The sequence below is a fragment of the Pseudomonas sp. ABFPK genome (assembly GCF_001586765.1).
In the GTDB taxonomy this organism is placed as follows: domain Bacteria; phylum Pseudomonadota; class Gammaproteobacteria; order Pseudomonadales; family Pseudomonadaceae; genus Aquipseudomonas; species Aquipseudomonas asiatica.
Window position 1 is genome coordinate 115054 of record NZ_LQXW01000089.1, and the last position, 24415, is coordinate 139468.

The following is a 24415-nucleotide window of genomic DNA, read 5'->3' on the forward strand; positions in this document are numbered from 1 at the left end:
CCATGAAACACGTTCACGTCATCGACTCGCACACCGGCGGGGAACCAACCCGCCTGGTGATGAAAGGCTTCCCGCAACTGCATGGCCGCAGCATGGCCGAGCAGCGCGATGAACTGCGCGAGCTGCACGACCAGTGGCGCCGCGCCTGCCTGCTGGAGCCTCGCGGCAACGATGTGCTGGTCGGTGCACTTTACTGCCCACCGGTATCGGCCGACGCCACGTGCGGGGTGATCTTCTTCAACAACGCTGGCTACCTGAACATGTGCGGGCACGGCACCATCGGCCTGGTCGCCTCGCTGCAGCACCTGGGCCTGATCGCACCGGGCGTGCACAAGATCGATACCCCGGTCGGCCAGGTCAGCGCCACCTTGCATGAAGACGGCGCCATAACCGTCGGCAACGTGCCGTCCTACCGCTACCGCCAGCAGGTGCTGGTGGACGTGCCCGGCCATGGTCCGGTGCGCGGCGACATCGCCTGGGGTGGCAACTGGTTTTTCCTCGTCTCCGAACACGGCCAGCGCATCGAGCTGGGCAACCGCGAGGCGCTGACCGAATACACCTGGGCGATGCTCAAGGCCCTCGAAGCCCAGGGCATCACCGGTGAAAACGGTGCCCCCATCGACCACGTCGAACTGTTCGCCGACGACGCCAACGCCGACAGCCGCAACTTCGTGATGTGCCCCGGCAAGGCCTACGACCGCTCGCCCTGCGGCACGGGCACCAGCGCCAAGCTGGCCTGCCTGGCCGCCGACGGCAAGCTCGACGAAGGCCTGACCTGGGTACAGGCCAGTATCACCGGCAGCCAGTTCCAGGGCCGCTACGAGCGCGACGGCGAACGCATTCGCCCGTTCATCACCGGCCGCGCCTACATGACCGCCGACAGCACCCTGCTGATCGACGAACAGGACCCGTTCGCCTGGGGCATCTGACCCCGGCTTTTTCCAAAAAAACAAATATCGCGAGGAGTGACAACAATGACCAACAACATCTTCACCGGCACCATGCCCGCCCTGATGACCCCCTGCACCGCCGAGCGCAAGCCGGACTTCGACGCCCTGGTGCGCAAGGGCCGCGAGCTGATCGAGGCCGGCATGAGCGCCGTGGTGTACTGCGGCTCGATGGGCGACTGGCCGCTGCTGACCGAAGCAGAGCGCCAGGAAGGCGTGGCGCGCCTGGTGGCCGCCGGCATCCCGACCATCGTCGGCACCGGCGCGGTGAACACCCGTGAAGCAGTATCTCACGCCGCCCACGCGGCCAAGGTTGGTGCCGCCGGCCTCATGGTCATCCCCCGCGTGCTCAGCCGCGGCGCCTCGCTGATTGCCCAGAAGCACCACTTCTCGGCCATCCTGGCAGCCGCGCCGAAGCTGCCGGCGGTGATCTACAACAGCCCGTACTACGGCTTTGCCACCCGCGCCGACCTGTTCTTCGAACTGCGCAGCGAGTTCCCCAACCTGATCGGCTTCAAGGAGTTCGGCGGTGGCGCCGACCTGCGCTACGCCGCCGAGCACATCACCTCCAAGGATGACGACGTGACCCTGATGGTCGGCGTCGACACCCAGGTGGTACATGGTTTCGTCAACTGCAACGCAACCGGTGCCATCACCGGCATCGGCAACGCCCTGCCGCGTGAGGTGCTGCACCTTGTGAGCCTGAGCAAACAGGCGGCCAAAGGTGATGCCAAGGCCCGCCGACTGGCGCGTGAACTGGAGGCGGCGCTGGCGGTGCTGTCGTCGTTCGATGAAGGCTGCGACCTGGTGCTCTACTACAAGCACCTGATGGTGCTGAACGGTGACAGCGAATACAGCCTGCACTTCAACGAGACCGACGTGCTGACCGACGCCCAGCGCAACTATGCCGAGCAGCAGTACGCGCTGTTCCGCAGCTGGTACGCCAGCTGGTCGGCTGAGCAGAACCTGGCCTAATCACCTGATTCCAGGCCGAGCCGCAGCCCCTGTGGGAGCGGGTTCACCCGCGAACACCGGCGAAGCCGGTGCCAGGCACCGAGTCGCCTGCTTCGCGGGTAAACCCGCTCCTACAAAGGCCGCGCTCTCTCTTGATATTGATTCCAAAGGAGGCTCCATGACCCTCACAGGCAACCTGCTGATCGGCCAGACGCCGGTAACCGGCAGCCGCGAAGCCATCCGTGCCATCGACCCGGCCACCGGCCAGGCGCTGGAACCGGCCTACCTCGGCGGTACCGGCAAACACGTGGCCCAGGCCTGCGCCCTGGCCTGGGCGGCGTTAGATGCCTACCGCGAAACCTCGCTCGAGCAACGGGCACAATTCCTCGAAACCATCGCCACGCAGATCGAAGCGCTGGGTGATGCCCTGATCGATCGCGCCGTGGCCGAAAGCGGCCTGCCAAAGGCGCGCATCCAGGGCGAACGTGGCCGCACCTGCACCCAGTTGCGCACCTTCGCCCGTGTGGTGCGGGCTGGCGAATGGCTGGACGTGCGGGTCGACAATGCCCTGCCTGAGCGCCAGCCCCTGCCGCGTGCCGACCTGCGCCAGCGCCAGGTGGCCCTGGGGCCAGTTGCGGTATTCGGCGCCAGCAATTTCCCATTGGCCTTCTCGGTGGCCGGTGGCGACACCGCCTCGGCCCTGGCCGCCGGTTGCCCGGTGGTGGTCAAGGCCCACGGCGCCCACCCGGGCACCAGCGAGCTGGTCGGCCAGGCAGTGGCAAAGGCCGTGAAGCAGTGCGGCTTGCCGGCCGGTGTGTTTTCGCTGTTGTACGGCTCCGGTCGTGAAGTGGGCATTGCGCTGGTCAGCGACCCGCGCATCAAGGCCGTTGGCTTTACCGGCTCGCGCAGCGGTGGCATTGCGCTGTGCCGGGCGGCCCAGGCCCGCCCCGAGCCGATCCCGGTGTACGCCGAAATGAGCTCGATCAACCCGGTGTTCCTGTTCGACACCGCCCTGCAGACCCGCGCCGAGGCACTGGCACAAGGCTTCGTCGCCTCGCTGACCCAGGGTGCCGGCCAGTTCTGCACCAACCCCGGCCTGGTGATTGCCCGCCAGGGGCCGGCGTTGCAGCATTTCATCGACGCCGCCAGCGAACACGTGCGCCAGGCTGCGGCGCAGACCATGCTCACCCCGGGCATCTTCAGTGCCTACCAGGCCGGTGTCGGCGCCCTGGCCGCAAACGCCAATGCCCAGGCCGCCGCCAGTGGCCAGGCCGGGCAAGGCCCCAACCAGTGCCAGGCGCAGCTGTTCGTGACCCAGGCCGAAGCGTTCCTCGCCGACCCGGCGTTGCAGGCCGAAGTCTTCGGCGCGGCGTCGCTGGTGGTGGCCTGCGCCAACGATGAGCAAATGCGCCAGGTGGCCGAGCATCTGGAAGGCCAACTGACCGCCACCCTGCAACTGGACGATGCCGACATCGACAGCGCCCGCGCCCTGCTGCCGACCCTTGAGCGCAAGGCTGGTCGCATCCTGGTCAATGGCTGGCCGACCGGTGTAGAGGTATGCGACGCGATGGTCCACGGCGGGCCGTTCCCGGCCACCTCCGATGCCCGCACCACTTCGGTGGGCACGGCGGCGATCCTGCGCTTCCTGCGCCCGGTGTGCTACCAGGACTTCCCCGATGCCCTGCTGCCGCAGGCACTGAAACACGGCAACCCGCTGCAGCTTCGGCGCCTGCTCGACGGTAAACGGGAAGGCTGAGCATGGTCGACACCGCTGAAACCGATATCGCCGTGGTCGGCGCCGGCATTGTCGGCGTCGCCTGTGCCCTGCAACTGGCCCGCCAAGGCCGCCGGGTAACCCTGGTCGACCGCCAGGCACCCGGTCGAGGCGCGTCCTACGGCAACGCCGGGCACCTGGCCACCGAGCAGGTATTCCCGATTGCCGACCTGTCGATTCTCAAACGCCTGCCGCGCATGTTGCTGGACCCGATGGGCCCGTTGCGCCTGGACTGGAAGTACCTGCCCAAGGCCATGCCGTGGTTCACCCGCCTGCTGCTCAACCTGCGCCCTGGCCCGTTCCAGCGCAGCGTGGCCGGCATCCGCTCGTTGAACGAAGGCAGCCTGGGTGCCTGGCAGCGGCTGCTGGGCTCGATCGGGCGCGGCGAACTGTTTCAGGAAGATGGCTCGCTGCTGGTGTTCGAGCGGCCGGAGTCGCGCCAGGCCCTGGAGGCCTTGCGCGCGCGCATGCAACAGCAGGCGGTGGCGGTGGACTTCTGGTCGGCCGACACTGTGCGCGAGGCAGCGCCGCAACTGAGCCCGTCGTTGCTGGGTGGGCTGTTCTTCCCACGTACCGGGCACTTCATCGACCCCTACCGGGTGGTGTGCGAACTGTTCGAAGCGGCCAAGGCCAGTGGCGTGCGTTTTGTCCAGGCGCAGGTCGATGGCGGGCGGCTGCACAGCGGCGGGGTCAGGCTGGCCAGCGATCAGGGCACGCTCGATGCCCGCCAGGTGCTGATCAGTTGTGGTGCGCATTCCGCGCGGTTGACCGCCACACTGACAGGCAAGCAGGTGCCGCTGGACACCGAGCGCGGCTACCACCTGATGTTGCCTGGCGAGCATCAGCGTTTGCCGTTTGCAGTCACATCGCTGGAGCGCAAGTTCATCATGACGCCCATGGCCGAAGGCCTGCGCCTGGCCGGCACGGTGGAGTTCGCCGGGCTGGACGCGCCGCCGAGCATGCAGCGGGCTTGGCAGTTGCACCGGTTGAGCAAAGGGTTGTTCAGGAGGGACCTGAGTGTTGAGGGAGCGACGCCTTGGATGGGCTTCCGGCCTTCATTGCCAGATTCGTTACCGGTGATCGACCGTGTGTGTGATGGGCGGGTTTTGTTGGCGTTCGGGCATCAGCACCTGGGTTTGACCCAGGCGGCGGTGACAGCGGAATGGGTGGGGCGGTTGGCTGACAGGGAGAGTGGGGCTGATATGGCGGCTTACCGGTTGGACCGGTTTTAGCCTGTGCTGGCCTCTTCGCGGGTGAACCCGCTCCCACAGGGATCGCGCAGGCCTTGAGGGCAGTGGCGATCCTGTGGGAGCGGGTTTACCCGCGAATAGGCTGCAAAGCAGCCCCCTTCATGCCTCAGCGATAACGCTCGAGCCAGTGCGCATACGGTGCAGGCAAGGTCCAGGAGGCTTTCTCCACCCCCAACTCCTTGGCCGCAAAGTAAGCCCAGTGCGGGTCTGCCAGGTGCGCACGCCCTACCGATACCAGGTCCAGCTGATTGGCTTGCAGCGCTGCTTCCGCCAGTTTCGGCGTACCAAAACCCCACGCCGAGGTTACCGGCAGCTTCGCCTCACGACGCACGCGCTCGGCAATCGGGCCCATGAACGCCGGGCCCCACGGGATATTGGTGTCGGGAATGGTGAAGCCGACACTCACGCTCAGCAGGTCGAGGCCGCCAGCCTTGAAACGGCGCGCCAGTTCGATCGACTCTTCCAGCGTCTGCTCATCGCGGCCGTCGTACTCCAGCACACCAAAACGCGCGGTCAGGGGCAGGTTCTCTGGCCATACCTCACGCACCGCTGCCAAAGTTTCCAGCAGGAAGCGGCTGCGGTTGTCGAAGCTGCCACCGTAGGCGTCGGTACGCTTGTTGGAGTGCTCGGAGAAGAAACTCTGGCCCAGGTAACCATGGGCAAAGTGCAGCTCGATCCACTCGAAACCGGCATCGCGCGCACGGCGGGCGGCATCGACGAAGTCCTGCTTGACCCGGGCAATGTCGTCCAGGGTCATCTCGCGCGGCACTCGTGGCAGGTGCGCGCCGAAGGCGATGGCGGACGGGGCAATGGTTTCCCAGCCGCGAGCGTCGTCGGCGGCAATGTGGTCGTCACCCTCCCACGGGCGGTTGGCGCTGGCCTTGCGCCCGGCGTGGGCAATCTGGATACCCGGCACGGAACCGGCGGCCTTGATTGCCTGCACCACCGGCACGAAAGCCTGGGCGTGGGCATCGCTCCAGATGCCGGCGCAACCGGGGGTGATGCGCCCTTCCGGTGCCACGGCAGTGGCCTCGACCACCAGCAAGCCGGCACCGCCACGGGCCAGGCCGGCCAGGTGCACGTGGTGCCAGTCGTTGATCATGCCGTCCTCGGCCATGTATTGGCACATCGGTGGAATGGCAATGCGGTTGCGCAGGGTGACGTCCTTGAGGGTATACGGTTCGAACAAAGCGGACATGGGCAAGCTCCCGGGCTATCTGATTACGATTGTTCGATCATAATCGAACTATGGCAATTAATGATAGCCCCGTTATCATGACGACCATGCGAGCCTATCAACATCCCAATTCTGAAGACCTCACCCTGGAACGCCTGCTCTATGCCCTGAGCGACCCGGTGCGCCTGGGTATCGTGCGCCACCTGGCGGGCGTGGCCGAAGCCAGCTGTGGCGAGCTGGATGGCGGCCGGCCGAAGTCGAGCATGTCCCACCATTTTCGCGTGCTGCGTGATGCGGGGTTGGTGCATACCCGCAATGTGGGGACTACCCACATGAATTCGTTGCGTAGCGAGATGCTGGGGGAGCGGTTTCCCGGGCTGCTGGACTGCATTCTGCGGCAGCAGTGATTTTCCTGTGCCGGCCTCTTCGCGGGTAAACCCGCTCCTACAGGGTAATCACTGTCTTCAAGACCTGTGCGATCTCTGTGGGAGCGGGTTTACCCGCGAAAGGGCCAGAACAGGCAAAATCAATCTTCTTTCTTGCCCAGGGCAAACCGGCATACCTGCCCTCCCCTGAGCATGCACTCCTCATGGCTCACCTCGGCCCCACCCAAGGCCCCGATCAGCGCCAGGTCCAGCTCGCACACCACCGGGTGAGCCTTGGCCAGGTGATGGAACACGCAATTGTGCGCAACGATCTGCGGCTCGCCCCCAGAGCGGAAGAACACCTGTGCCTCGTACCCGGCATTGTTCATGTGCTCGACGATGCGTGCCTCATCCACCACCTGGTGCTCCAGGTCCGCCGCCAGCTTGCGCCCCAGCTGGCGCATCAGCGCCAGCAACGCCTCCTGCCCCAGCAAGCCGGCCACTTCCGCAATCAGCAGGTTGGCCAGCAACGGGTACTGCCGCGGGAACAGTTCGCGGGCCTGTTCGGTCAGCTCGTGCAGCTGCTCCGGGCGTCGCCCGGTGGGCCGGGTAGCGCCACGCTTGACCAGGCCGTCGCGCTCCAGCGCTGCCAGGTGCTGGCGCACCGCCGTGCGGGTGATTGCCAGGGCCTGCGCCAGGTCGTCGATGCTCATGCCGGCCGGCTGGAGCAGCAACGCATGGAGCAGGTCCTGTTGGGTACGGCCCAGGCCTTCGAGCATCAGAATTTGTCCGGGAACTGTTTGACCAACGCCGCAGCCAGAGCATCGGACAGGGTCAGGATATGCTCGCGCATCATCGCCCAGGTGCGCGCCTCGCCTACGTAGTCAGCGGCCGCCAACTGGTCGATCTGGGCCACGTGGTGCCCGCCGTGGGCGCTGAGCAGCGTCAGCAGGGTCGGCTCGGGCAGGTTCGGGTTGGCCTTGGCCAGAAACGCGGCGATGGCCTTGGCATTGCTGGTCAGCTCGTTGACCGCGGCTTGCTGGCCTTTTTTGTCCTTGGCCACGGTGGCGTCGCTGTAGTGCTTTATGGCGCCCCAGTGGCCGGCCAGCAGCTTCAGCAACTGATCGGCGGCAGGCTGGCCGTACAGCGGGGCAATACTGTTGGCGATCCTGGTGGCGTCGGTGACCACTTCCTTGGCAGCGACTTCAGCCTCCTTGGCGTTGCCGGCTTGATTGGCCACGGCATAGTTGCGCACCCAGAAGATGTGCTCGACCCAAAGGTCGCGCAGGGCCATGCGCGTGGTCATTGCAGCAGATTCGGCAGGTTTGGCGGCAGGGGTTTCGCTGGAGTAGGAGTAGCTTTGGCTCCATGCCGGCTGGGCGCACAGGGCGAGCAGCAGTAAGGCGGCAATCTTGATGTTCATGACGGCACCCTCCTGGAGGGGGATCGACTGACAAGATTAATTTAAGCATCAAAATATGTTTTTATTGGGGCTGAGCTGGGTTTCCGATCAGTGGTTTCCTGAGCTGGCCCCTTCGCAGCACAAGGCTGCTCCTACAGATACGGCGCCGTACCTGTAGGAGCAGCCTTGTGCTGCGAAGGGGCCGGACACAGGCAACAAAAAAGCCACGAGGTCTCCCCCGTGGCTTCTGTCACAACAATGGCCGCTTACAGCGCCATGTCGTTCTCAGGCTTGCTCTCGGCCGGCTGGCTCGGTGCAACAGTGGTGCCGACGCTTTCGTCGATCACCGGTGGTTTCTCGAGCTGCAGCACTTCAGCGGTGTAGTTCCACTCTTTCTGGGTGGCTGCCGCCGAGTCGTTCAGCTTGGTGCCGTAGCTTGGCACGATCTGCTTGATCTTGGCCTGCCACTCTGGGGTAGCGACCTTCTCCTTGAACACGGTTTCCAGCACGTTCAGCATGATCGGTGCCGCAGTCGAAGCACCTGGCGATGCACCCAGCAGGCCGGCGATGGTGCGGTCTTCGGAAGCGACCACTTCGGTGCCCAGCTTCAGCACGCCGCCCTTCTCGGCATCACGCTTGATGATCTGCACGCGCTGGCCGGCCTGCCACAGGCGCCAGTCTTCCTTCTTGGCGTTCGGGAAGTAGGTACGCAGGGCTTCGAAGCGGTCGTCGTCAGACAGCATCAACTGGCCAGCGAGGTATTCCACCAGCGGGTACTGATCGATGCCGACCTTGGTCATCGGCCACACGTTGTGGGTGGTGGTGCTGCTCAGCAGGTCCAGGTACGAGCCGTTCTTCAGGAACTTGGTCGAGAAGGTGGCGAATGGGCCGAACAGGATCACGCGCTTGCCATCCAGCACGCGGGTGTCCAGGTGCGGAACCGACATGGGTGGCGCACCGGTCGAGGCGATGCCGTAGGCCTTGGCCATGTGCTGCATGGCCACGGTCGGGTTCTCGGTCACCAGGAACGAGCCACCCACCGGGAAACCTGCGTATTCCTTGGCTTCAGGAATGCCCGACTTCTGCAGCAGCTTCAGCGCGCCGCCACCGGCACCGATGAACAGGAACTTGGCGTCGGTAGCCGATTCGCTACCGTCCTTCAGGTTCTTGTACTCAACGTGCCACGAGCCGTCCTTGTTGCGGGTGATGTCCTGCACTTCGCTGGACAGCTTCAGGTCGAAGTTTTCCTGGGTTTTCAGGTGGCCGACGAACTGGCGGGTGATCTCGCCGAAGTTGACGTCGGTGCCGATTGGCGTCCAGGTCACGGCCAGCTTCTGGTTCGGGTCGCGGCCTTCCATCATCAGCGGGACCCACTTGGCGATCTGCGCGTGGTCCTCGGAGTACTGCATCGGGCGGAACAGCGGGCTGGCCTGCAGCGCGTCGTAACGCTTCTTCAGGAACTTGATATTGTCATCGCCCCACACGAAGCTCATGTGCGGCGTGGTGTTGATGAACGAGTGCGGGTTCTTCAGCACGCCCTGGCGGACCTGCCACGACCAGAACTGGCGGGAGATCTGGAAGGCCTCGTTGATTTCGATGGCCTTGGCGATGTTGACGTTGCCGTCCTTGTCTTCCGGGGTGTAGTTCAGCTCGGCCAGTGCGGAGTGGCCGGTACCGGCGTTGTTCCAGCCGTTGGAGCTTTCTTCGGCCACGCCATCCAGGCGTTCGACCATTTCCATCGACCAGCTTGGCTCCAGCTCGTGCAGCCACACGGCCAGGGTCGAGCTCATGATGCCGCCGCCGACCAGCAGCACATCTACTTTCTTGGTTTCTGCGGCGTGCGCTTGCATGACGCTTGCAGCGACAGCCAGACCCAGCAAGGTCTTGCCAGCTTTCTTGAACATTGATCGATTCCAGTCAGGAGAACAGAGGGCGGGCCTGTGGCTGGCCCAGGTAAAGCGTGTTCTGCAGCGCAGGCTTGTTGTTGATCATTGTTCAGCAGCCAGAGAACCAGAAAACGACTCGGCCTTTTGTCGAATTGACCGACAAGGCTGAATCGTTTTTCCGATTGTAACTTAAATGCCAGCACAAACAAATTGCCGGCCCGGGAGTCAAGGTGGCGGGTTGTCTCAGGCCTGTGCGCCCGTGTGGGAGCGGGCTTGCCCGCGAAAGGGGCGGCACAGGCCTGCGCAAATGCCATTCAAAAAACCGGTCACCCGATCGGAATTATTCGACTTACAGGCCCGCCCTACCGCTTTATCCTGCGCCCCAGACCCCGCCTCAATCCGACCTGAACAGGGCCGCCCATATGTCATTCAAACGCACCATCCACGCCGTCGACACCCACGCCGGCATCCCCATGCGCGTCATCACAGGCGGCGTACCGCACATACCCGGTGACAGCGTACACGCCAAGATGAAATGGCTCGAAACCAACGACGACCAGTTGCGCAAGCTGATGCTGCGTGAACCGCGCGGCTATCCGGCGCACTGCTGCAACATCATCGTCCCGCCAAGCCACCCCGAGGCCGACGCCGGCTACATCATCATGGAGCAGATCGAGTACCCGGTGATGTCCGGCAGCAATACCATCTCGGTGGCCACCGTGCTTTTGGAGATGGGCATGCTGCCGATGCAGGAGCCGCTCACCGAGCTGGTGCTGGAGGCCCCGGCCGGGCTGATCCGCATCAAGGCCCGATGCGAGGGCGGCAAGGTCAAGGCCGTCACCTTCCAGAACGTACCAGCGTTCGCCGCACACTTGGATGCCGAAATCGACGTACCGCACCTGGGCAAAGTGCGCGTGGACGTGGGCTGGGGCGGCATGTTCTATGTGATCGCCGACGTGCGCCAGTTCAAAGGCCTGCAACTGATCCCGCAGCACGGCGCCGAAATCGCCCGGGTATCGTCGATGATCCGCCAGGCGGCTATCGAGCAACTGCCGGTGGCACACCCCGACTACCCGGGCATCGGCATTACCATCTCGCAGCTATCCGGCCCCAGCGAAGACCCCAACGCCGACTGGAAGAACGCGGTGACCATGACCTGCGGCGAGTTCTCGTGGGACGACCCGGCCACCTGGACCGGGGCGCTGGACCGCTCCCCGTGCGGTACCGGCACCTCGGCGAAGATGGCCACCCTGCACGCCAAGGGCGAGCTGCCATTGCACCAGGACTTCCGCCATCAGGGCCTGCTCGGCAACATCTACACCGGCCGCCTGATCGATAAAACCAGCATCGGCGGCAACGAGGCCGTGGTACCAACCATCACCGGCAAAAGCTGGATCTACGGCCTGAACACCTTCGTGCTCGACCACGACGACCCGTTCCCCGAAGGCTTTACCATCGGTGATATCTGGGCCTGAGCCCAGGCAGCGTTCAATGCACTGGTATCCGCGAGCCGGGCCTTCTGGCAAGACCTGCATCTGAAGTGCCCACAAACAAAAACCCCCGGCCATGTAGATGACCGGGGGCCTTGGATCACGCCGCAAGCGTCGCGATCAGGGTACCGCCAAGATTACTGCTGCTGAGGCAGTTTATCGATCGGGCCGCAGCCACCGATGATCTTGGAGATGGAAACCGAAGGGTGGAACAGGTAGTCGTAGGTGCAGTTTTTTGGCTGGTTGTAAACCTGACCAGTGCAACCCGACAGCAGGGCAACACCCGAAACGACAGCAACGGCTACAGTAGCCTTGAACAGCTTTTTCATACTAAGTCCTTTAAATGAATCATCTTCGGCCATCGTCTGATGGCGCCGGGATGATACAGAACCCTGGCATTGGATCCAAGCCGCAAGGTGCACTGGCTAGTTGCACCTGTGCAACAATCGAGTGGCTCTGTATGAACTGTCCTAAGACATTACGGCTTTTTTACTCGACATTGCTGTGCGGCAGGCAATACTGCCGGCATTGTCCGCACGAGCTCAACTAATGCCGCTTCCAGCGTTGCGCTTCATAGCCTTCATTATTGGTGTATTCCTGATCACCTTGGCCGTCAGCATGGTAATCCCGATGCTGACACTGCTGCTGTACGACCGCAGCGATGATCTCGGCGCTTTCGTCTGGTCAAGCCTTATCGTGCTCTGCGCAGGCCTGGTCATGGTCGCCCGAGGCGCTCCCGGCGCACCGCAACTGCGCGCCAGGGATATGTACCTGCTCACAACGGCAAGCTGGGTCATCGTTTGCGCATTTGCGGCCTTGCCGATGGTGTTCATCCGGCACATCAGTTACACGGACGCGTTCTTCGAAACCATGTCAGGGATCACCACCACCGGCTCGACGGTACTGACCGGGCTGGACAATGCATCGCCCGGGTTGCTTATCTGGCGGTCTTTGCTGCACTGGCTGGGCGGCATCGGCTTTATCGGCATGGCTGTCGCGATCCTGCCCCTGCTGCGCGTAGGTGGCATGCGCCTGTTCCAGACCGAATCTTCGGATTGGTCAGACAAAGTGACACCCCGCTCGCATGTTGCGGCCAAGATGATCCTGATCATCTATGTGGGCCTGACAGTCTTGGGAACATGGGCGTTGTGGGCTGCCGGCATGACCCCGTTCGAAGCCATCAATCATTCGATGGCACTGATTTCAACCGGTGGTTTCTCTACCTCCGATGCCTCGCTGGGCCACTGGGGGCAGCCTGCGGTGCATTGGGTAGCCGTTGTCATCATGATCCTCGGCAGCCTCCCCTTCACCCTGTATGTGGCCACGCTGCGTGGCCATCGGCGCATCCTGTTCGATGACCATCAAGTCCGCGGTTTCATTGGCTTTCTCGTCTTCATCTGGCTCACGGTCGGAACCTGGCTCTGCTTGCACAGCGATCTGTCATGGTGGGATGCGTTCCGTATCGTGGCGGTCAACGTCACCTCCGTGGTGACCACCACGGGCATTGCCGTGGGCGACTACACGCTCTGGGGCAGCTTCGCCATCATGCTGTTCTTTTACCTGACGTTCGTCGGTGGCTGCTCGGGGTCTACCGCTGGAGGCCTGAAGATATTCCGTTTCCAGGTGGCCGCGGCCTTGCTTGTCAGCAGCCTGAAACAGTTGATCCATCCAAGGGCAACGATCTCGAAAAAATACAATGGGCACCCGATCGATGAAGAGATCGTGCGCTCACTGCTGACGTTTTCGTTCTTCTTCTCAGTCACCATCGCGGTCATCGCCCTTGGCCTCTCGCTGCTAGGGCTCGACTGGACAACGGCATTGAGCGGGGCCGCTACCGCCGTGTGCAACGTCGGCCCGGGGCTGGGAACGCTTATCGGTCCTGCAGGTAATTTCGCCTCGTTATCGGACGCTGCCAAATGGCTGCTGACTGTCGGCATGCTGCTTGGACGGCTCGAAATCCTGACCGTACTGGTACTCGTCTCTCCAGCTTTCTGGCGATTCTAGGCCAGAGGTTACCCGCCCATCTTCGCGCTCATTCACGGTCACGTCATAGCCTTGAGTAGCGGTTGTTCGGTAGACTACCGCACGGGTGCCAGCTGCACGGTGCAGTGGGGCAGGTTAAAGAACAGCGCAGGTCGGGCCGCCATGCGGGAGTACTTGCGCCTATGCAAAAAAAGGAATTGTCTCGCGCCCAGGAATTGGCCGAGCGTGCCTTCGCCAACCTTGAACGCTTTCTGCACATTGAAGCGGTCAGCGGCATCGTTCTACTGGTTGCAGCTATTGCTGCGCTGATCTGGGCCAATTCCCCGGCTGCCGAAAGCTACGACGCCCTTTGGCATACACCGTTGACGATCGGCGTGGGTTCGCTGATCTATTCACAGTCGCTGCATTTCTGGATCAATGATGGCTTGATGACCATCTTCTTCCTTGTCGTGGGCATGGAGATCCGTCGCGAGATCCACGAGGGCGCACTGTCCAGCCTTCGGCAGGCCATGCTGCCCATGGCAGCCGCCATTGGCGGTGTAGCCGTACCCGCGCTCTTCTACCTGGGTTTTGGTCACGCTGCGGCGGAACAACAAGGCTGGGCCGTACCGACGGCTACGGATATCGCCTTTGCGGTAGGTGTCCTGGCGCTGCTCGGCAAGTCGATCCCGTCCAACGTCCGCGTGTTTCTGCTGGCCCTGGCCATCATCGATGACATCATCGCAGTGCTGATCATCGCGTTCTTCTATTCGGGCGGCCTCGATTACAGCGGTTTCGGGGTTGCGCTGATCGGCCTGCTGATGGTGATCGGGCTGCAGAAGATCGGAGTGGGTTCGGCCTACGCGTATATCATTCCCGGCTTTGTCACCTGGCTGGGCATCTTGTTGACCGGAGCCCACCCCACCCTCGCAGGCGTTGTGCTGGGCCTGATGACGCCAGTGGCCGCAATGCCGATGCGCGAGCGACCACTGGATGCAATCAGCCGATTCACCGGAGAGCTGCTGGGGCGCGCCAGGGCGCCCGAGCGCGATGCCAGCGACCTCATGGACCCGTTGAAGCGCCTGCGCCTGGCCCAGCGCGAACTGGTGCCACCAGTGGTGCGCATGCAAGGCACCCTGCACCCTTGGGTAGCCTTCGGCATCATGCCGGTGTTTGCCTTGGCCAATGCCGGGGTAAATCTTTCGGGTGTCGATTTGTCAGCCGAGGCCCCGCAGTGGGTGATGATCGCCGTCGCTGTCGCTCTGGTAGTTGGCAAACCCTTGGGCATCGTCAGCGTCAGTTGGCTGATGGTCCGCTTGGGCTGGTGCGCGCTTCCCGCCGAGGTGAGCTGGCGCAGCATCACCTTGGTCGGGCTGCTGGCCGGCATCGGTTTCACCATGTCGATCTTCATTGCCAATCTCGCCTTCGTCGATCCTGGCGCGCTGGGGGCGGCGAAACTTGGCGTGCTTTCGGCATCGGTGATTGCAGCATTGCTTGGCCTGGCCTGGGGTGCATACAGCATCCGTAAAGCATCTGCCATGACCAAAGCAAGTTCGATGACCTAGAAAACCTGACTGGCGACCCACTTCTATCACGCAAGTGGGGTTCGATACTTGCCGGGGGCGCAGTGGGCATTGCGGCGGCCTTAAACGCGCCTCTGGCCGGTATGGTGTTTGCCATTGAGTAACCGAGCCGCACGTTGGAGCAACGCCGGTGCTCTTAGCCGAAAGCTATGCCCGACACGGCCTCGCATGTTCAATTTCTGCCCTGAATTTGCCCTAACCCAATGGCCAGAAACGACGAAGCCCCCGAAAACTTTAACGTTTTCGGGGGCTTCGGCTACTTCGCGTATGGCGGAGAGATAGGGATTTGAACCCTAGGTACTGTTGCCAATACAACGGATTTCGAATCCGTCCCGTTCGACCACTCCGGCATCTCTCCAATGCCGCGCATCATACCAGCGTTCTTTTAAAACGCAAACCTTTTTTTAAAAAAAATCGCGTGGTATCAGGCGCTTGCGTGAACGCACCGCTTACAGCGGCACGCCCAGGCGCTTGGCAACTTCTTCGTAGGCTTCGATAACGTCGCCCAGACCCTGACGGAAGCGGTCCTTGTCCATCTTCTTGCGGGTCTCTTTGTCCCACAGGCGGCAGCCGTCCGGGCTGAACTCGTCGCCCAGCACGATCTGGCCATGGAATACGCCGAATTCCAGCTTGAAGTCGACCAGCAGCAGGCCGGCATCATCGAACAGCTTGCTCAGCACTTCGTTGACTTTCAGCGACAGCTTTTTCATTTCGGCCAGCTGCTCGGCAGTGCCCCAGCCGAACGCGACAACGTGGGATTCGTTGATGAAGGGGTCGCCCTTCTCGTCGTTCTTCAGGAACAGCTCGAAGGTGGACGGCTCCAGCTTGATGCCCTCCTCCACGCCCAGGCGCTTGACCAGGCTGCCGGCGGCGTAGTTGCGCACCACGCACTCGACCGGGATCATGTCCAGCTTCTTCACCAGGCACTCGTTGTCGCCCAGCAGTTTGTCGAACTGGGTCGGCACACCGGCTTCTTCCAGTTTCTGCATGATGAAGGCGTTGAACTTGTTGTTCACCATGCCTTTGCGGTCGAGCTGTTCGATGCGCTTGCCGTCGAACGCCGAAGTGTCGTTACGGAACAGCAGGATCAAGCGGTCGGCGTCGTCGGTCTTGTAAACCGATTTGGCCTTGCCGCGGTAGAGTTCGTCGCGTTTTTCCATGATTGGGCTCCGCTTGCTTGAGGTGTTGGGCTAGGCGATTTCGCGCCAGTCGAGCCCGTGTTCCTGATTCGCCACCTGGAGCCAGTCCGGGTCGCACCCAAGGGTGTCGACGAAGCACTGGCGAGCCAAGTGTGGCAGGTTGTTCTTGCTGCTGAGGTGGGCCAGCACCAGGTGTTGCAGGTTGCTCCAGCCCAACTCGTGCACCAGGCGCGCGGCCTGGTGATTGTTCAAATGTCCTTGCATGCCACCCACCCGCTGTTTCAGGAAGGCCGGGTAGTGACCGCGTGCCAGCAGGTCGCGGCAGTGGTTGGCCTCGATCAGCAGCGCATCGAGGCGCTGGTAACGCTCCAGCAGCAGCGCGTCGTATGAGCCCAGGTCGGTCAGCATGCCGAAGCGCCGCTGGCCGTCACTGACCACATACTGCAGCGGCTCGTAGGCGTCGTGCTCGACCCGCGCCGCGGTCACTTCCAGGCTGCCTATACGCAGGCTTTGGCCACAAGCGAGAAAACCGGCCACCTCCACCGGCTTGCGCATGCCGCGCAAGGTCCCCTGGCTGAGGTAGACCGGTACATTGTAGCGCCGTGACAGCAAGCCGACCCCATGCACGTGGTCGGCATGTTCGTGGGTGACCAGTACCGCACTGAGCTGGGCCGCCGACACGCCGAGCAGCGCCAGGCGCCGCTCGGTCTCACGCAGGGAGAACCCGCAATCGACCAGGATGAACGTGTCACCACTGGCGATCAGCGTGCCGTTTCCCTGGCTGCCGCTTCCGAGTACCGCGAAGCGCACTTAGCCCAGGTGGTCCTGAATGGCGCTCAGCACGCGGCGGGCGACATCGGCCGGGGCCACGGTGTTGATGTTCTTCTCGACCGTGACCTGCACGCTCTCACCCACCTTGCTCAGGCGAACCTGGTAGCGCTCGGCACGGGCTTCACGCTCTTCCTTGGTCGGTTCGCTGCCGAACATGCGGCCGAAGAAGCCAGGCTGGTTCTGCTTGTCTTCAGGCTTTTCAGACAGGTTGATGTAGTACAGGCCAAGGCTGCGGTTGATGTCCTCGACACGCCACTCGCCACCCTGCTCCAGGGCACGACCCACGCTGGACCAGGCGCGGTCCAGGTCGGCGCCCAGGTACAGCACCGGGTTGCCGCTGCCGTCTTCGCTCAGGCTGACGCGGCTTGGCGCGTCGAAATCGCGCGCGGCCAGCAGCGATACCGAACCGCCCTTCTCGGCGCTGCGGTTCATGCTGGCAAGCATTTCGTCGACCAGCAGGGCATCGGCACCGGTGTTGCTGGAGGTGGACGGGAAATCGTGCTCGGCAGTGCTGCCAGCCGGGCGCTCGACGCTGACCACATACACCTCGGAGGTGTTGCGCTGCACGCCAGGCTCCATGCGCACACGCACGCGCACTTCACTGTCAGCACTGCTGGCAGTGCTGGCCAGGCGCTGGCCGAGCGATGCCGACAGTTCGTCGAAACGCTGCCAGGCGGTGTTGAATTCGCCGGTCTGCGGACGCTCTTCGGCGATGCGGAAGCCGTTGTCCTCGAAGAACTGGCGAGCCACCGGCCATACCTCGGCCGGCGAATGCTGGGCCAGCACCCAACGGCTGCTGCCGCTGCGCTGCAGGCTGTAGTCGGTAACCTGGGCGGCGCCACCGGTCATCGGTTGCGGGCGAGGCACCTCGAATTCGCCGGTGGCGCTGTCGTCGGCGACGTTGCGCGGGATCGGCAGCAGCGGGTCAAGGCGCTTGACGTTGCTGGCGTCCGGCGGCAGCTGCATCGGCGCAGTCGGGCGCGCCTGCAGGTAATCGCTGCCGCGGTCGCGGAAATAGCCATCCTCGCCCCACAGCCAGCCACACCCACTGGTGCTGGAAATGATCAGGGCAAGGGCGGAAAGACCAGCCAGTCGCTTCATGCGGTGTACTTCCTCTTAAACCAGTACGCCGGACTGGCGCAAGGCAGTACGGACTTTTTCGTGGCAACCTTCGCTCAACCAGGTCAGCGGCAGGCGAATGCCTTTGTGCATCAGGCCCATTTCGACGAGCGCCCATTTCACCGGGATCGGGTTGGCTTCGCAGAACAGGTCCTTGTGCAGCGGCATGAGTTTTTCGTTGATTGCGCGGGCCTTCTCGGCATTGCCCGCAAGGGCGGCCTCGCACAGGTCGGCCATTTCGCGCGGGGCGACGTTGGCGGTGACGGAGATGTTGCCTTTGCCGCCCATCAGGATCAGCTCGACGGCGGTCGGGTCATCGCCGGACAGGACGATGAAGTCTTTGTCGACGCCATCAAGGATGGCCTTGGCGCGTACCAGGTCGCCGGTGGCTTCCTTGATGCCGATGATGTTCTTGACCTTCGACAGGCGGATCACGGTATCGGCCTGCATGTCGCAGGAGGTGCGGCCGGGTACGTTGTAGAGAATCTGCGGGATGTCGACGGCTTCGGCGATGTGCTTGAAGTGCTGGTACAGGCCTTCTTGCGTCGGCTTGTTGTAGTACGGTACCACCAGCAGGCAGGCGTCGGCACCGGCATTCTTGGCGTTCTGGGTCAGGTGCACGGCTTCGGCAGTGGAGTTGGCACCGGTGCCGGCGATGACCGGGATGCGGCGGCTGCTGCGCTTGACGCGCTCAACCACGTGCTTGATGACCAGGATGTGTTCTTCGACATCCAGCGTGGCGGACTCACCGGTGGTGCCGACAGCGACGATCGCATGGGTGCCGTTTTCCAGGTGGAAGTCTACAAGTTTGTCGAGGCTGTCCCAGTCAAGACGCCCTTGTGCATCCATGGGAGTGACCAATGCCACCATACTGCCCGCAATCATGTAACTGCTCCTGCCGGAAAAAGAGAGCGGTAATGGTACTGGGGGCATCGGCCTTGCACAAGCGAAGCAGGCGGGCGGAGCATTCCCCTCGGCGCCTTATTTCGCTACCCTTGATGCTTTGATCGGTGCAGCGCGGCCCGCCGGGCCGTCGACCTTGCTCCCCGCCAGCGTCCACGACCTCGCATGCGAGCCCCGGGCCCTGCCGACAGGAGGCTTTCGCCCGTCCTGTGCCGACCGCTCATCGCTTTAGGAATGCTGCATGTCCACCCCCACCGTCCGCGAACAATTCCTTGTCATCAGTGCCCTGGGCCCGAACCCCATGGAACTGGCCAACGTCCTCAGCCGCGCTGCGTTCGAGAACCGCTGCGCGGTGGTCACCTCTCGCCTGAGCCGCCACGGCGAGACCAGCGCCCTGGTACTGCAGGTTGGTGGCAGCTGGGACGCCCTGGCACGCCTCGAAGCCATGCTGCCGGGCCTGGGCAAGAAGCACGGCCTGACCCTGGACGTGGTGCGCAGCGCCGACCAGGAAGTGCGCCCGCAGGCCCTGCCCTACGTGGCCTACGTCAGCGCCGCCTACCGGCCGGACATCATCAACGAGCTGTGCCAGTTCTTCCTCGACCACCGCGTCGAGCTGGAAGCCATGACCTGCGATACCTACCTGGCACCGCAGACCGGCAGCAGCATGCTCAACGCCCAGTTCACCGTGATTCTGCCGGCCGGCACCCAGATCAGCTGGCTGCGTGACCAGTTCCTGGACTTTGCCGATGCCCTGAACCTCGATGCGCTGATCGAGCCATGGCGTCCACAGAACCCAATGTAAGGAAACCGACCATGGCTGTAGCACTCGACCAACCCGTTGCCGACTTCCAGGCCCAGGCCACCAGCGGGCAAACCGTCAGCCTGGCCGAGCTCAAGGGCCGGCAGGTGGTGGTGTACTTCTACCCGAAGGACAGCACCCCGGGCTGCACCACCGAGGGCCAGGGTTTCCGTGACCAGCACGATGCCTTTGCCGCAGCCAACACCGTGGTGTTCGGCGTGTCGCGCGATGGCATCAAGTCGCACGAGAACTTCAAGGCCAAGCAAGGCTTCCCGTTCGAGCTGATCAGCGACAAGGACGAAGCCCTGTGCCAGCTGTTCGACGTAATCAAGCTGAAGAAGCTGTATGGCAAGGAATACATGGGCGTTGACCGCAGCACCTTCCTGATCGACAAGGACGGTGTGCTGCGCCACGAATGGCGCGGAGTGAAGGTGCCCGGGCATGTGGATGCAGTACTGGCTGCTGCCCAGGCCCTGAACAAGGCTTGAGATCGTTGGGGGCGCTTTGCGCCCCTTTCGCGACACAAGGCCGCTCCTACAGGAAATCGCGTATCCCTGTAGGAGCGGCCTTGTGTCGCGATGGGCTGCAAAGCAGCCCCAAAATTACAGCATCGGTGACACACTAGGCTCCTGCCGCGGCCAGGCATCCAGCACGGCCTTGATCAAGGTCGCCAGCGGGATGGCAAAGAAGATCCCCCAGAACCCCCACAACCCGCCAAACAGCAACACCGCGCAAATGATCGCCACCGGGTGCAGGCTCACCGCCTCGGAGAACAGCAGCGGCACCAGCACGTTGCCGTCCAGCGCCTGGATGATCGCGTACACCGTCATCAGGTAGATGAACTGGTCACCCCAGCCCCACTGGAACAGTGCGATCAACGTCACCGGCACGGTCACCACAACCGCGCCCACGTAAGGCACCACAACCGACAGCCCCACCAGCAGCGCCAGCAACGCGGCGTAGTTGAGCCCCAGGCTGATGAAGGCGATGTAGGTGGCAATGCCGCAGATCAGGATCTCGATGCCCTTGCCGCGGATGTAGTTGGCGATCTGCCGGTTCATCTCGCTGCCCACCCGGTTCAGCAGGCTGCGCTGACGTGGCAGGTAGCCGCTGACCCAACGGCCGATCAGTTCGCGGTCCTTGAGAAAGAAAAACACCAGGATCGGCACCAGCACCAGATAGATCATGGCGTTGACCAGCAGCGGCAGGCTCGATAACGAGAAGGTCAGTGCCCACTGGCCGAATTTGCCGATTTCTCCCCGCACCGACTCGATGGCATGCAGCACCTGCTCGTCCGACACCAGGTGCGGATAGCGCTCGGGCAACAGCAACAGCAGCGACTGCCACTTGCCGAGCATGCCCGGCAGCTCGTTGAACAGGGTGATCAACTGGTGCCAAAGCAGTGGCACCAGCACCAGCATGAACACCGCCAGCGCGCCCATGAACAGGGCGAACACCAGCATCACCGCCAACCGGGTGGGTACCCGCAAGCGCTCCAGGGCATTGACCAGCCCCTGCATCAGAAACGCCAGCACCATGCCCGCCAGCACCGGCGCAAGCATGCCACCCAGGGTGAGTACCGCAGTAAAAGCCAGGAACAACAGGACCGCCAGCACCACCGCTTCCTCATCGGAGAAGTAGCGCTGCATCCAGTCGCGAAGCACTTTGAACATTGACGATCCTTGGAAAGACTCAGGCCTTGCGTAGCCAGTAAGTGTAGGTACCGGCCTCGGCCGTTTCCCGCAGCAGGGTATGACCGGCCAACTGGGCGAAAGTGCGGAAGTCGCGCTGGGAGCCGGCGTCGGTGGCGATTACCTTGAGCACCGCGCCGCTGGCCAGGCGGTTGAGCTCCATCTTGGCCTTCAGCAGCGGCAAAGGGCAATTCAGCCCGCTGGCGTCCAGTTCGGCGTCACAGGTCAGGGTTTCACTCATTGCGGAACTCTCCAAAGGCATTACCAGGCTGTATCTGGATTTGGCCGGCTAGGATAGCGCCACTGGTCGCCAACGTGTGAGCCCGCTACAGTAGGTATCTTTGACCGACGCGAGCTTCATGCATGAATCTACTGCGCCCTACCCTGCTGACGCTGGCCTGCCTGTTGGCCCTTCCCGGCCATGCTGACGACCTGCCATCACTGGGTGATGCCAGTTCCGCGATCGTCTCGCCGCAACAGGAGCACCAGCTCGGCCGTGCCTGGCTGAGCCTGCTGCGCGGCCAGGTCAACCAGCTCAACGACCCGCAGCTGAAGGACTACGTCGAGACCAGCGTGTACCGCCTGGCCGAAACCAGCCAGTTGCAGGACCGCCGCCTGGAATTCATCCTCATCGATAGCCGTGAGCTCAACGCCTTTGCCGCCCCCGGCGGCATCGTCGGGGTCAACGGCGGGCTCTTCCTCAACGCCCAGACCGAAGGCGAGTACGCCTCGGTACTGGCCCACGAACTGGCGCACTTGTCGCAGCGCCACTTCGCCCGCGGCGTCGAGGCCCAGCAGCGCATGCAACTGCCGATGATGGCGGCGCTGCTGGCCGGTATCGTGCTGGCGGCCGGTGGCGGCGGTGATGCCGGTATCGGTGTGATCGCCGGCACCCAGGCGGCGGCGATCCAGGAACAGCGGCGCTTCTCGCGGCAGAACGAACAGGAAGCCGACCGCATCGGCATCCAGAACCTGGAAAAGGCCGGCTACGACCCGCGCAACATGCCGACCATGTTCGAGCGCCTGGCCCGGCAGTACCGCTACGACGCCAAGCCGCCGGAATTCCTGCTGACCCACCCGGTAACCGAGTCGCGTATCGCCGACACCCGCAACCGTGCCGAGCAGGCACCTAAGGGCGGCATCGAGGACAGCATGCGCTACCAGCTGATCCGTGCCCGGGTGGCGCTTACCTACGAAGGCACCCCGGGGCTGGCGGCCAAACGCTTCCGCGCCCAACTGGACGAAGACCCCAAGCTGGACGCCGCGCGTTACGGCCTAGCCCTGGCGCAGATCAAAGGTGGCCAGCTGAACGAGGCGCGCGAGCTGCTCAAGCCGCTGCTGGCCAAGGCCCCCAACGACATTACCTACAACCTGGCGCAGATCGACCTGGACATCACCAACAACCGCCTGGCGGATGCGCAGCAGCGTGCTGAACGCATGCAGGGGCTGTACCCGGGCAACTACCCGCTGAAGCAGGTGCGTGCCGATCTGCTGGTGAAGCTGAACAAGCCCGCCGAGGCGGAAAAGGTGCTGAACGAACTGGTGAAGAGCCGGCCGGATGACCCGGACGTGTGGTACGACATGGCCGAAGTGCGGGGCCTTTCGGGCAATACCATTGGCTTGCACCGGGCGCGGGCCGAGTACTTCACCCTGGTGGGCGATTTCGACCAGGCCATCCAGCAGCTGGATTACGCCAAGCGCCGGTCGGGCGGGAACTTCCCGCTGGCAGCACAGATTGACCAGCGCCAGCGCGAGATCATGGAGCAGAAGCGCATGGTTCAGGAAATGATGGGGCGCTGAATATTGAGGGAGCGCTTCGCGCTCCATTCGCAGCACAAGGCTGCTCCTACAAGGGAATGTGATCTCTTGTAGGAGCAGCCTTGTGCTGCGAATGGGCCGCAGAGCGGCCCCAGTAATCTCAGGCGTTACCGGACAACTTCAGGCGCGCTGCCTGGGTAAAGTCCAGCATCCGGTTCAACGGCTTGATCGCCTTCGGCACCAGCGCCGGGTCGACAAAGATCTCGTTCGTGCCATTACGCAGGCAATCCAGCACACGCTCCAGGGTGTTCATCGCCATCCACGGGCAGTGCGCGCAGCTGCGGCACGCCGCGCCGTTACCGGCGGTGGGGGCTTCGACGAACTCCTTGTCCGGGCACAGCTGCTGCATCTTGTAGAAGATGCCGCGGTCGGTGGCAACGATGAAGGTCTTGTTCGGCAGGGTCTGGGCAGCCTTGATCAGCTGGCTGGTGGAGCCCACCGCATCGGCCAGCTCGATCACCGCTTCAGGCGACTCGGGGTGCACCAGAATCGCCGCATCCGGGTACAGCGCCTTCATGTCGGCCAACTGGCGTGACTTGAACTCTTCGTGAACGATGCAGGCACCGTCCCACAGCAGCATGTCGGCACCGGTTTGCTTCTGGATGTAGCGCCCCAGGTGCTGGTCCGGGCCCCAGATGATGGTTTCGCCGTTGTCCATCAGGCTTTCGACGATTTCCAGCGCGCAGCTCGAGGTCACCACCCAGTCGGCACGGGCCTTCACGGCTGCAGAAGTGTTGGCGTAGACCACCACGGTGCGCTCGGGGTGCTGGTCGCAGAAGGCTGAGAACTCTTCTACCGGGCAGCCCAGGTCGAGCGAGCAGGTGGCCTCCAGGGTAGGCATCAGCACGCGTTTTTCAGGAGTGAGGATTTTCGCCGTCTCGCCCATGAAGCGCACGCCGGCAACGATCACGGTTTCGGCCGGGTGGTTCTTGCCGAAGCGGGCCATTTCCAGCGAGTCGGACACGCAGCCGCCGGTTTCTTCGGCCAGCGCCTGGATGACCGGGTCGCAGTAATAGTGGGCGACCAGCACGGCGTTCTGGGCCTTGAGCTCGGCAGCGATGGCCGCACGGTATTCGGCCTCCTGCTCGGCTGTCAGCGGGTTTGGCTGCTTGGCGTCGAGGTGGGCCTGAACCAACAGGCGTTCGGAAATCTGGGTCATGATCGCTGGACCTGCAGGCGCGTGCGCGCGTCAAATCGAGTGTATCACCCGGCCCTGACAGATCGGCTAAGGGTGCCGGACGGCACAAAGGCCGCCACGGCCCTCTGCGGGCGCGGATTATTATCGGAGGCCGAAGGCTACAGACAATCCAGCGAATTCTAAAGTG

The 24415-nt window shown here is 63.3% G+C and carries 23 protein-coding genes, 1 tRNA gene and 1 pseudogene; 12 read left to right on the forward strand and 13 right to left on the reverse strand.

Features of this window, described 5'->3' with window-relative positions; translation table 11 throughout:
* Positions 1-2: 2 nt before the first annotated feature.
* From WM94_RS28135 to WM94_RS28150, 4 genes are all read left to right on the forward strand, one after another.
* A complete protein-coding gene (locus WM94_RS28135) occupies positions 3-929 on the forward strand; it encodes a 4-hydroxyproline epimerase (protein WP_061552676.1) in 927 nt (308 codons plus the stop codon).
* 45 nt (positions 930-974) lie between these two features.
* Complete coding sequence (locus tag WM94_RS28140) at positions 975-1922, forward strand: dihydrodipicolinate synthase family protein (protein WP_013973780.1); 948 nt, start codon at positions 975-977, stop codon at positions 1920-1922.
* Between the two features lie 157 nt (positions 1923-2079).
* The gene (locus WM94_RS28145; protein WP_061552677.1) at positions 2080-3657 is read left to right on the forward strand and encodes an aldehyde dehydrogenase (NADP(+)); all 1578 of its coding nucleotides are present in this window, start codon (positions 2080-2082) and stop codon (positions 3655-3657) included.
* 2 nt (positions 3658-3659) lie between these two features.
* On the forward strand, positions 3660-4907 hold the full coding sequence (locus WM94_RS28150) for an FAD-binding oxidoreductase (protein ID WP_061552678.1): 1248 nt from the start codon (positions 3660-3662) through the stop codon (positions 4905-4907).
* A gap of 124 nt (positions 4908-5031) precedes the next feature.
* On the opposite strand, the gene xenA is transcribed toward WM94_RS28150, so the two are convergent.
* Complete coding sequence (xenA, locus tag WM94_RS28155) at positions 5032-6123, reverse strand: xenobiotic reductase XenA (RefSeq protein WP_024087583.1); 1092 nt, start codon at positions 6121-6123, stop codon at positions 5032-5034.
* Between the two features lie 50 nt (positions 6124-6173).
* Between xenA and WM94_RS28160 the strand changes: the two genes are divergently transcribed.
* Positions 6174-6509 (forward strand): helix-turn-helix transcriptional regulator, encoded by a 336-nt coding sequence (locus tag WM94_RS28160; protein ID WP_003259528.1) that lies wholly within the window; start codon positions 6174-6176, stop codon positions 6507-6509.
* 119 nt (positions 6510-6628) lie between these two features.
* Here the strand turns inward: WM94_RS28160 and WM94_RS28165 are convergent, their stop codons facing one another.
* The 3 genes from WM94_RS28165 to mqo all read right to left on the reverse strand — a co-directional run bounded on the left by WM94_RS28165 (position 6629) and on the right by mqo (position 9773).
* Positions 6629-7246 (reverse strand): metalloregulator ArsR/SmtB family transcription factor, encoded by a 618-nt coding sequence (locus WM94_RS28165; protein WP_013973785.1) that lies wholly within the window; start codon positions 7244-7246, stop codon positions 6629-6631.
* The gene (locus WM94_RS28170; protein WP_013973786.1) at positions 7246-7890 is read right to left on the reverse strand and encodes a hypothetical protein; all 645 of its coding nucleotides are present in this window, start codon (positions 7888-7890) and stop codon (positions 7246-7248) included. The genes WM94_RS28165 and WM94_RS28170 overlap by 1 nt, the downstream gene beginning before the upstream one ends.
* Before the next feature lie 245 nt (positions 7891-8135).
* The gene (gene mqo / locus WM94_RS28175; protein ID WP_061552679.1) at positions 8136-9773 is read right to left on the reverse strand and encodes a malate dehydrogenase (quinone); all 1638 of its coding nucleotides are present in this window, start codon (positions 9771-9773) and stop codon (positions 8136-8138) included.
* Between the two features lie 404 nt (positions 9774-10177).
* On the opposite strand from mqo, the gene WM94_RS28180 reads away from it, so the two are divergent.
* Positions 10178-11230 carry a proline racemase family protein gene (locus tag WM94_RS28180; RefSeq protein ID WP_061552680.1) on the forward strand — a complete coding sequence of 351 codons (1053 nt, stop codon included), beginning with the start codon at positions 10178-10180 and terminating at the stop codon, positions 11228-11230.
* 152 nt (positions 11231-11382) lie between these two features.
* Here WM94_RS28180 and WM94_RS28185 read toward each other — a convergent pair whose 3' ends face one another.
* On the reverse strand, positions 11383-11574 hold the full coding sequence (locus tag WM94_RS28185; protein ID WP_003254720.1) for a YhfL family protein: 192 nt from the start codon (positions 11572-11574) through the stop codon (positions 11383-11385).
* Positions 11575-11794: 220 nt separating this feature from the next.
* On the opposite strand from WM94_RS28185, the gene WM94_RS28190 reads away from it, so the two are divergent.
* From WM94_RS28190 to WM94_RS30355, 3 genes and pseudogenes are all read left to right on the forward strand, one after another.
* Positions 11795-13249: a TrkH family potassium uptake protein gene (locus WM94_RS28190; RefSeq protein WP_023660685.1), complete on the forward strand. Its 1455-nt coding sequence runs from the start codon at positions 11795-11797 to the stop codon at positions 13247-13249.
* A 161-nt stretch (positions 13250-13410) separates the two neighbouring features.
* A complete protein-coding gene (gene nhaA, locus WM94_RS28195; RefSeq protein WP_013973790.1) occupies positions 13411-14772 on the forward strand; it encodes a Na+/H+ antiporter NhaA in 1362 nt (453 codons plus the stop codon).
* A gap of 38 nt (positions 14773-14810) precedes the next feature.
* Positions 14811-14891 (forward strand): annotated as a pseudogene (locus WM94_RS30355) (chloride channel protein); the annotation flags it as partial.
* A 167-nt stretch (positions 14892-15058) separates the two neighbouring features.
* Here the strand turns inward: WM94_RS30355 and WM94_RS28200 are convergent.
* The 5 genes from WM94_RS28200 to dapA form a co-directional block, all read right to left on the reverse strand.
* Positions 15059-15148 (reverse strand) — tRNA-Ser (locus WM94_RS28200).
* 91 nt (positions 15149-15239) lie between these two features.
* Positions 15240-15950: a phosphoribosylaminoimidazolesuccinocarboxamide synthase gene (purC, locus tag WM94_RS28205; RefSeq protein ID WP_004375217.1), complete on the reverse strand. Its 711-nt coding sequence runs from the start codon at positions 15948-15950 to the stop codon at positions 15240-15242.
* A 30-nt stretch (positions 15951-15980) separates the two neighbouring features.
* Positions 15981-16739: an MBL fold metallo-hydrolase gene (locus WM94_RS28210; RefSeq protein WP_039613970.1), complete on the reverse strand. Its 759-nt coding sequence runs from the start codon at positions 16737-16739 to the stop codon at positions 15981-15983.
* Positions 16740-17861, reverse strand: a complete 1122-nt coding sequence (bamC, locus tag WM94_RS28215; RefSeq protein ID WP_061552681.1) for an outer membrane protein assembly factor BamC — start codon at positions 17859-17861, stop codon at positions 16740-16742.
* A gap of 15 nt (positions 17862-17876) precedes the next feature.
* The gene (gene dapA / locus WM94_RS28220) at positions 17877-18764 is read right to left on the reverse strand and encodes a 4-hydroxy-tetrahydrodipicolinate synthase (protein ID WP_061552682.1); all 888 of its coding nucleotides are present in this window, start codon (positions 18762-18764) and stop codon (positions 17877-17879) included.
* Between the two features lie 259 nt (positions 18765-19023).
* Between dapA and WM94_RS28225 the strand changes: the two genes are divergently transcribed.
* Together WM94_RS28225 and WM94_RS28230 are read left to right on the forward strand one after the other, a co-directional pair.
* On the forward strand, positions 19024-19584 hold the full coding sequence (locus tag WM94_RS28225) for a glycine cleavage system protein R (RefSeq protein ID WP_013973793.1): 561 nt from the start codon (positions 19024-19026) through the stop codon (positions 19582-19584).
* Between the two features lie 11 nt (positions 19585-19595).
* Positions 19596-20069, forward strand: coding sequence for a peroxiredoxin (locus tag WM94_RS28230; RefSeq protein ID WP_004375231.1), 474 nt, complete (start codon positions 19596-19598; stop codon positions 20067-20069).
* A gap of 114 nt (positions 20070-20183) precedes the next feature.
* Here WM94_RS28230 and WM94_RS28235 read toward each other — a convergent pair whose 3' ends face one another.
* Positions 20184-21254, reverse strand: a complete 1071-nt coding sequence (locus WM94_RS28235; protein ID WP_015271461.1) for an AI-2E family transporter — start codon at positions 21252-21254, stop codon at positions 20184-20186.
* Positions 21255-21273: 19 nt separating this feature from the next.
* Positions 21274-21513, reverse strand: coding sequence for a sulfurtransferase TusA family protein (locus tag WM94_RS28240; protein WP_004375233.1), 240 nt, complete (start codon positions 21511-21513; stop codon positions 21274-21276).
* A 122-nt stretch (positions 21514-21635) separates the two neighbouring features.
* Between WM94_RS28240 and WM94_RS28245 the strand changes: the two genes are divergently transcribed.
* Positions 21636-23072 carry a M48 family metalloprotease gene (locus WM94_RS28245; RefSeq protein WP_061552683.1) on the forward strand — a complete coding sequence of 479 codons (1437 nt, stop codon included), beginning with the start codon at positions 21636-21638 and terminating at the stop codon, positions 23070-23072.
* A gap of 118 nt (positions 23073-23190) precedes the next feature.
* Here the strand turns inward: WM94_RS28245 and nadA are convergent, their stop codons facing one another.
* Positions 23191-24249, reverse strand: coding sequence for a quinolinate synthase NadA (nadA, locus tag WM94_RS28250; protein WP_003254747.1), 1059 nt, complete (start codon positions 24247-24249; stop codon positions 23191-23193).
* Positions 24250-24415 lie beyond the last annotated feature (166 nt).

Bases quoted from the DNA above. Each gene is read 5' to 3' on its own strand.
- WM94_RS28135 (WP_061552676.1), top strand. From the start codon at position 3: ATGAAACACGTTCACGTCATCGACTCGCACACCGGCGGGGAACCAACC.
- WM94_RS28140 (WP_013973780.1), top strand. From the start codon at position 975: ATGACCAACAACATCTTCACCGGCACCATGCCCGCCCTGATGACCCCC.
- WM94_RS28145 (WP_061552677.1), top strand. From the start codon at position 2,080: ATGACCCTCACAGGCAACCTGCTGATCGGCCAGACGCCGGTAACCGGC.
- WM94_RS28150 (WP_061552678.1), top strand. From the start codon at position 3,660: ATGGTCGACACCGCTGAAACCGATATCGCCGTGGTCGGCGCCGGCATT.
- xenA (WP_024087583.1), bottom strand. From the start codon at position 6,123: ATGTCCGCTTTGTTCGAACCGTATACCCTCAAGGACGTCACCCTGCGC.
- WM94_RS28160 (WP_003259528.1), top strand. From the start codon at position 6,174: ATGGCAATTAATGATAGCCCCGTTATCATGACGACCATGCGAGCCTAT.
- WM94_RS28165 (WP_013973785.1), bottom strand. From the start codon at position 7,246: ATGCTCGAAGGCCTGGGCCGTACCCAACAGGACCTGCTCCATGCGTTG.
- WM94_RS28170 (WP_013973786.1), bottom strand. From the start codon at position 7,890: ATGAACATCAAGATTGCCGCCTTACTGCTGCTCGCCCTGTGCGCCCAG.
- mqo (WP_061552679.1), bottom strand. From the start codon at position 9,773: ATGTTCAAGAAAGCTGGCAAGACCTTGCTGGGTCTGGCTGTCGCTGCA.
- WM94_RS28180 (WP_061552680.1), top strand. From the start codon at position 10,178: ATGTCATTCAAACGCACCATCCACGCCGTCGACACCCACGCCGGCATC.
- WM94_RS28185 (WP_003254720.1), bottom strand. From the start codon at position 11,574: ATGAAAAAGCTGTTCAAGGCTACTGTAGCCGTTGCTGTCGTTTCGGGT.
- WM94_RS28190 (WP_023660685.1), top strand. From the start codon at position 11,795: ATGCCGCTTCCAGCGTTGCGCTTCATAGCCTTCATTATTGGTGTATTC.
- nhaA (WP_013973790.1), top strand. From the start codon at position 13,411: ATGCAAAAAAAGGAATTGTCTCGCGCCCAGGAATTGGCCGAGCGTGCC.
- purC (WP_004375217.1), bottom strand. From the start codon at position 15,950: ATGGAAAAACGCGACGAACTCTACCGCGGCAAGGCCAAATCGGTTTAC.
- bamC (WP_061552681.1), bottom strand. From the start codon at position 17,861: ATGAAGCGACTGGCTGGTCTTTCCGCCCTTGCCCTGATCATTTCCAGC.
- dapA (WP_061552682.1), bottom strand. From the start codon at position 18,764: ATGATTGCGGGCAGTATGGTGGCATTGGTCACTCCCATGGATGCACAA.
- WM94_RS28225 (WP_013973793.1), top strand. From the start codon at position 19,024: ATGTCCACCCCCACCGTCCGCGAACAATTCCTTGTCATCAGTGCCCTG.
- WM94_RS28230 (WP_004375231.1), top strand. From the start codon at position 19,596: ATGGCTGTAGCACTCGACCAACCCGTTGCCGACTTCCAGGCCCAGGCC.
- WM94_RS28235 (WP_015271461.1), bottom strand. From the start codon at position 21,254: ATGTTCAAAGTGCTTCGCGACTGGATGCAGCGCTACTTCTCCGATGAG.
- WM94_RS28240 (WP_004375233.1), bottom strand. From the start codon at position 21,513: ATGAGTGAAACCCTGACCTGTGACGCCGAACTGGACGCCAGCGGGCTG.
- WM94_RS28245 (WP_061552683.1), top strand. From the start codon at position 21,636: ATGAATCTACTGCGCCCTACCCTGCTGACGCTGGCCTGCCTGTTGGCC.
- nadA (WP_003254747.1), bottom strand. From the start codon at position 24,249: ATGACCCAGATTTCCGAACGCCTGTTGGTTCAGGCCCACCTCGACGCC.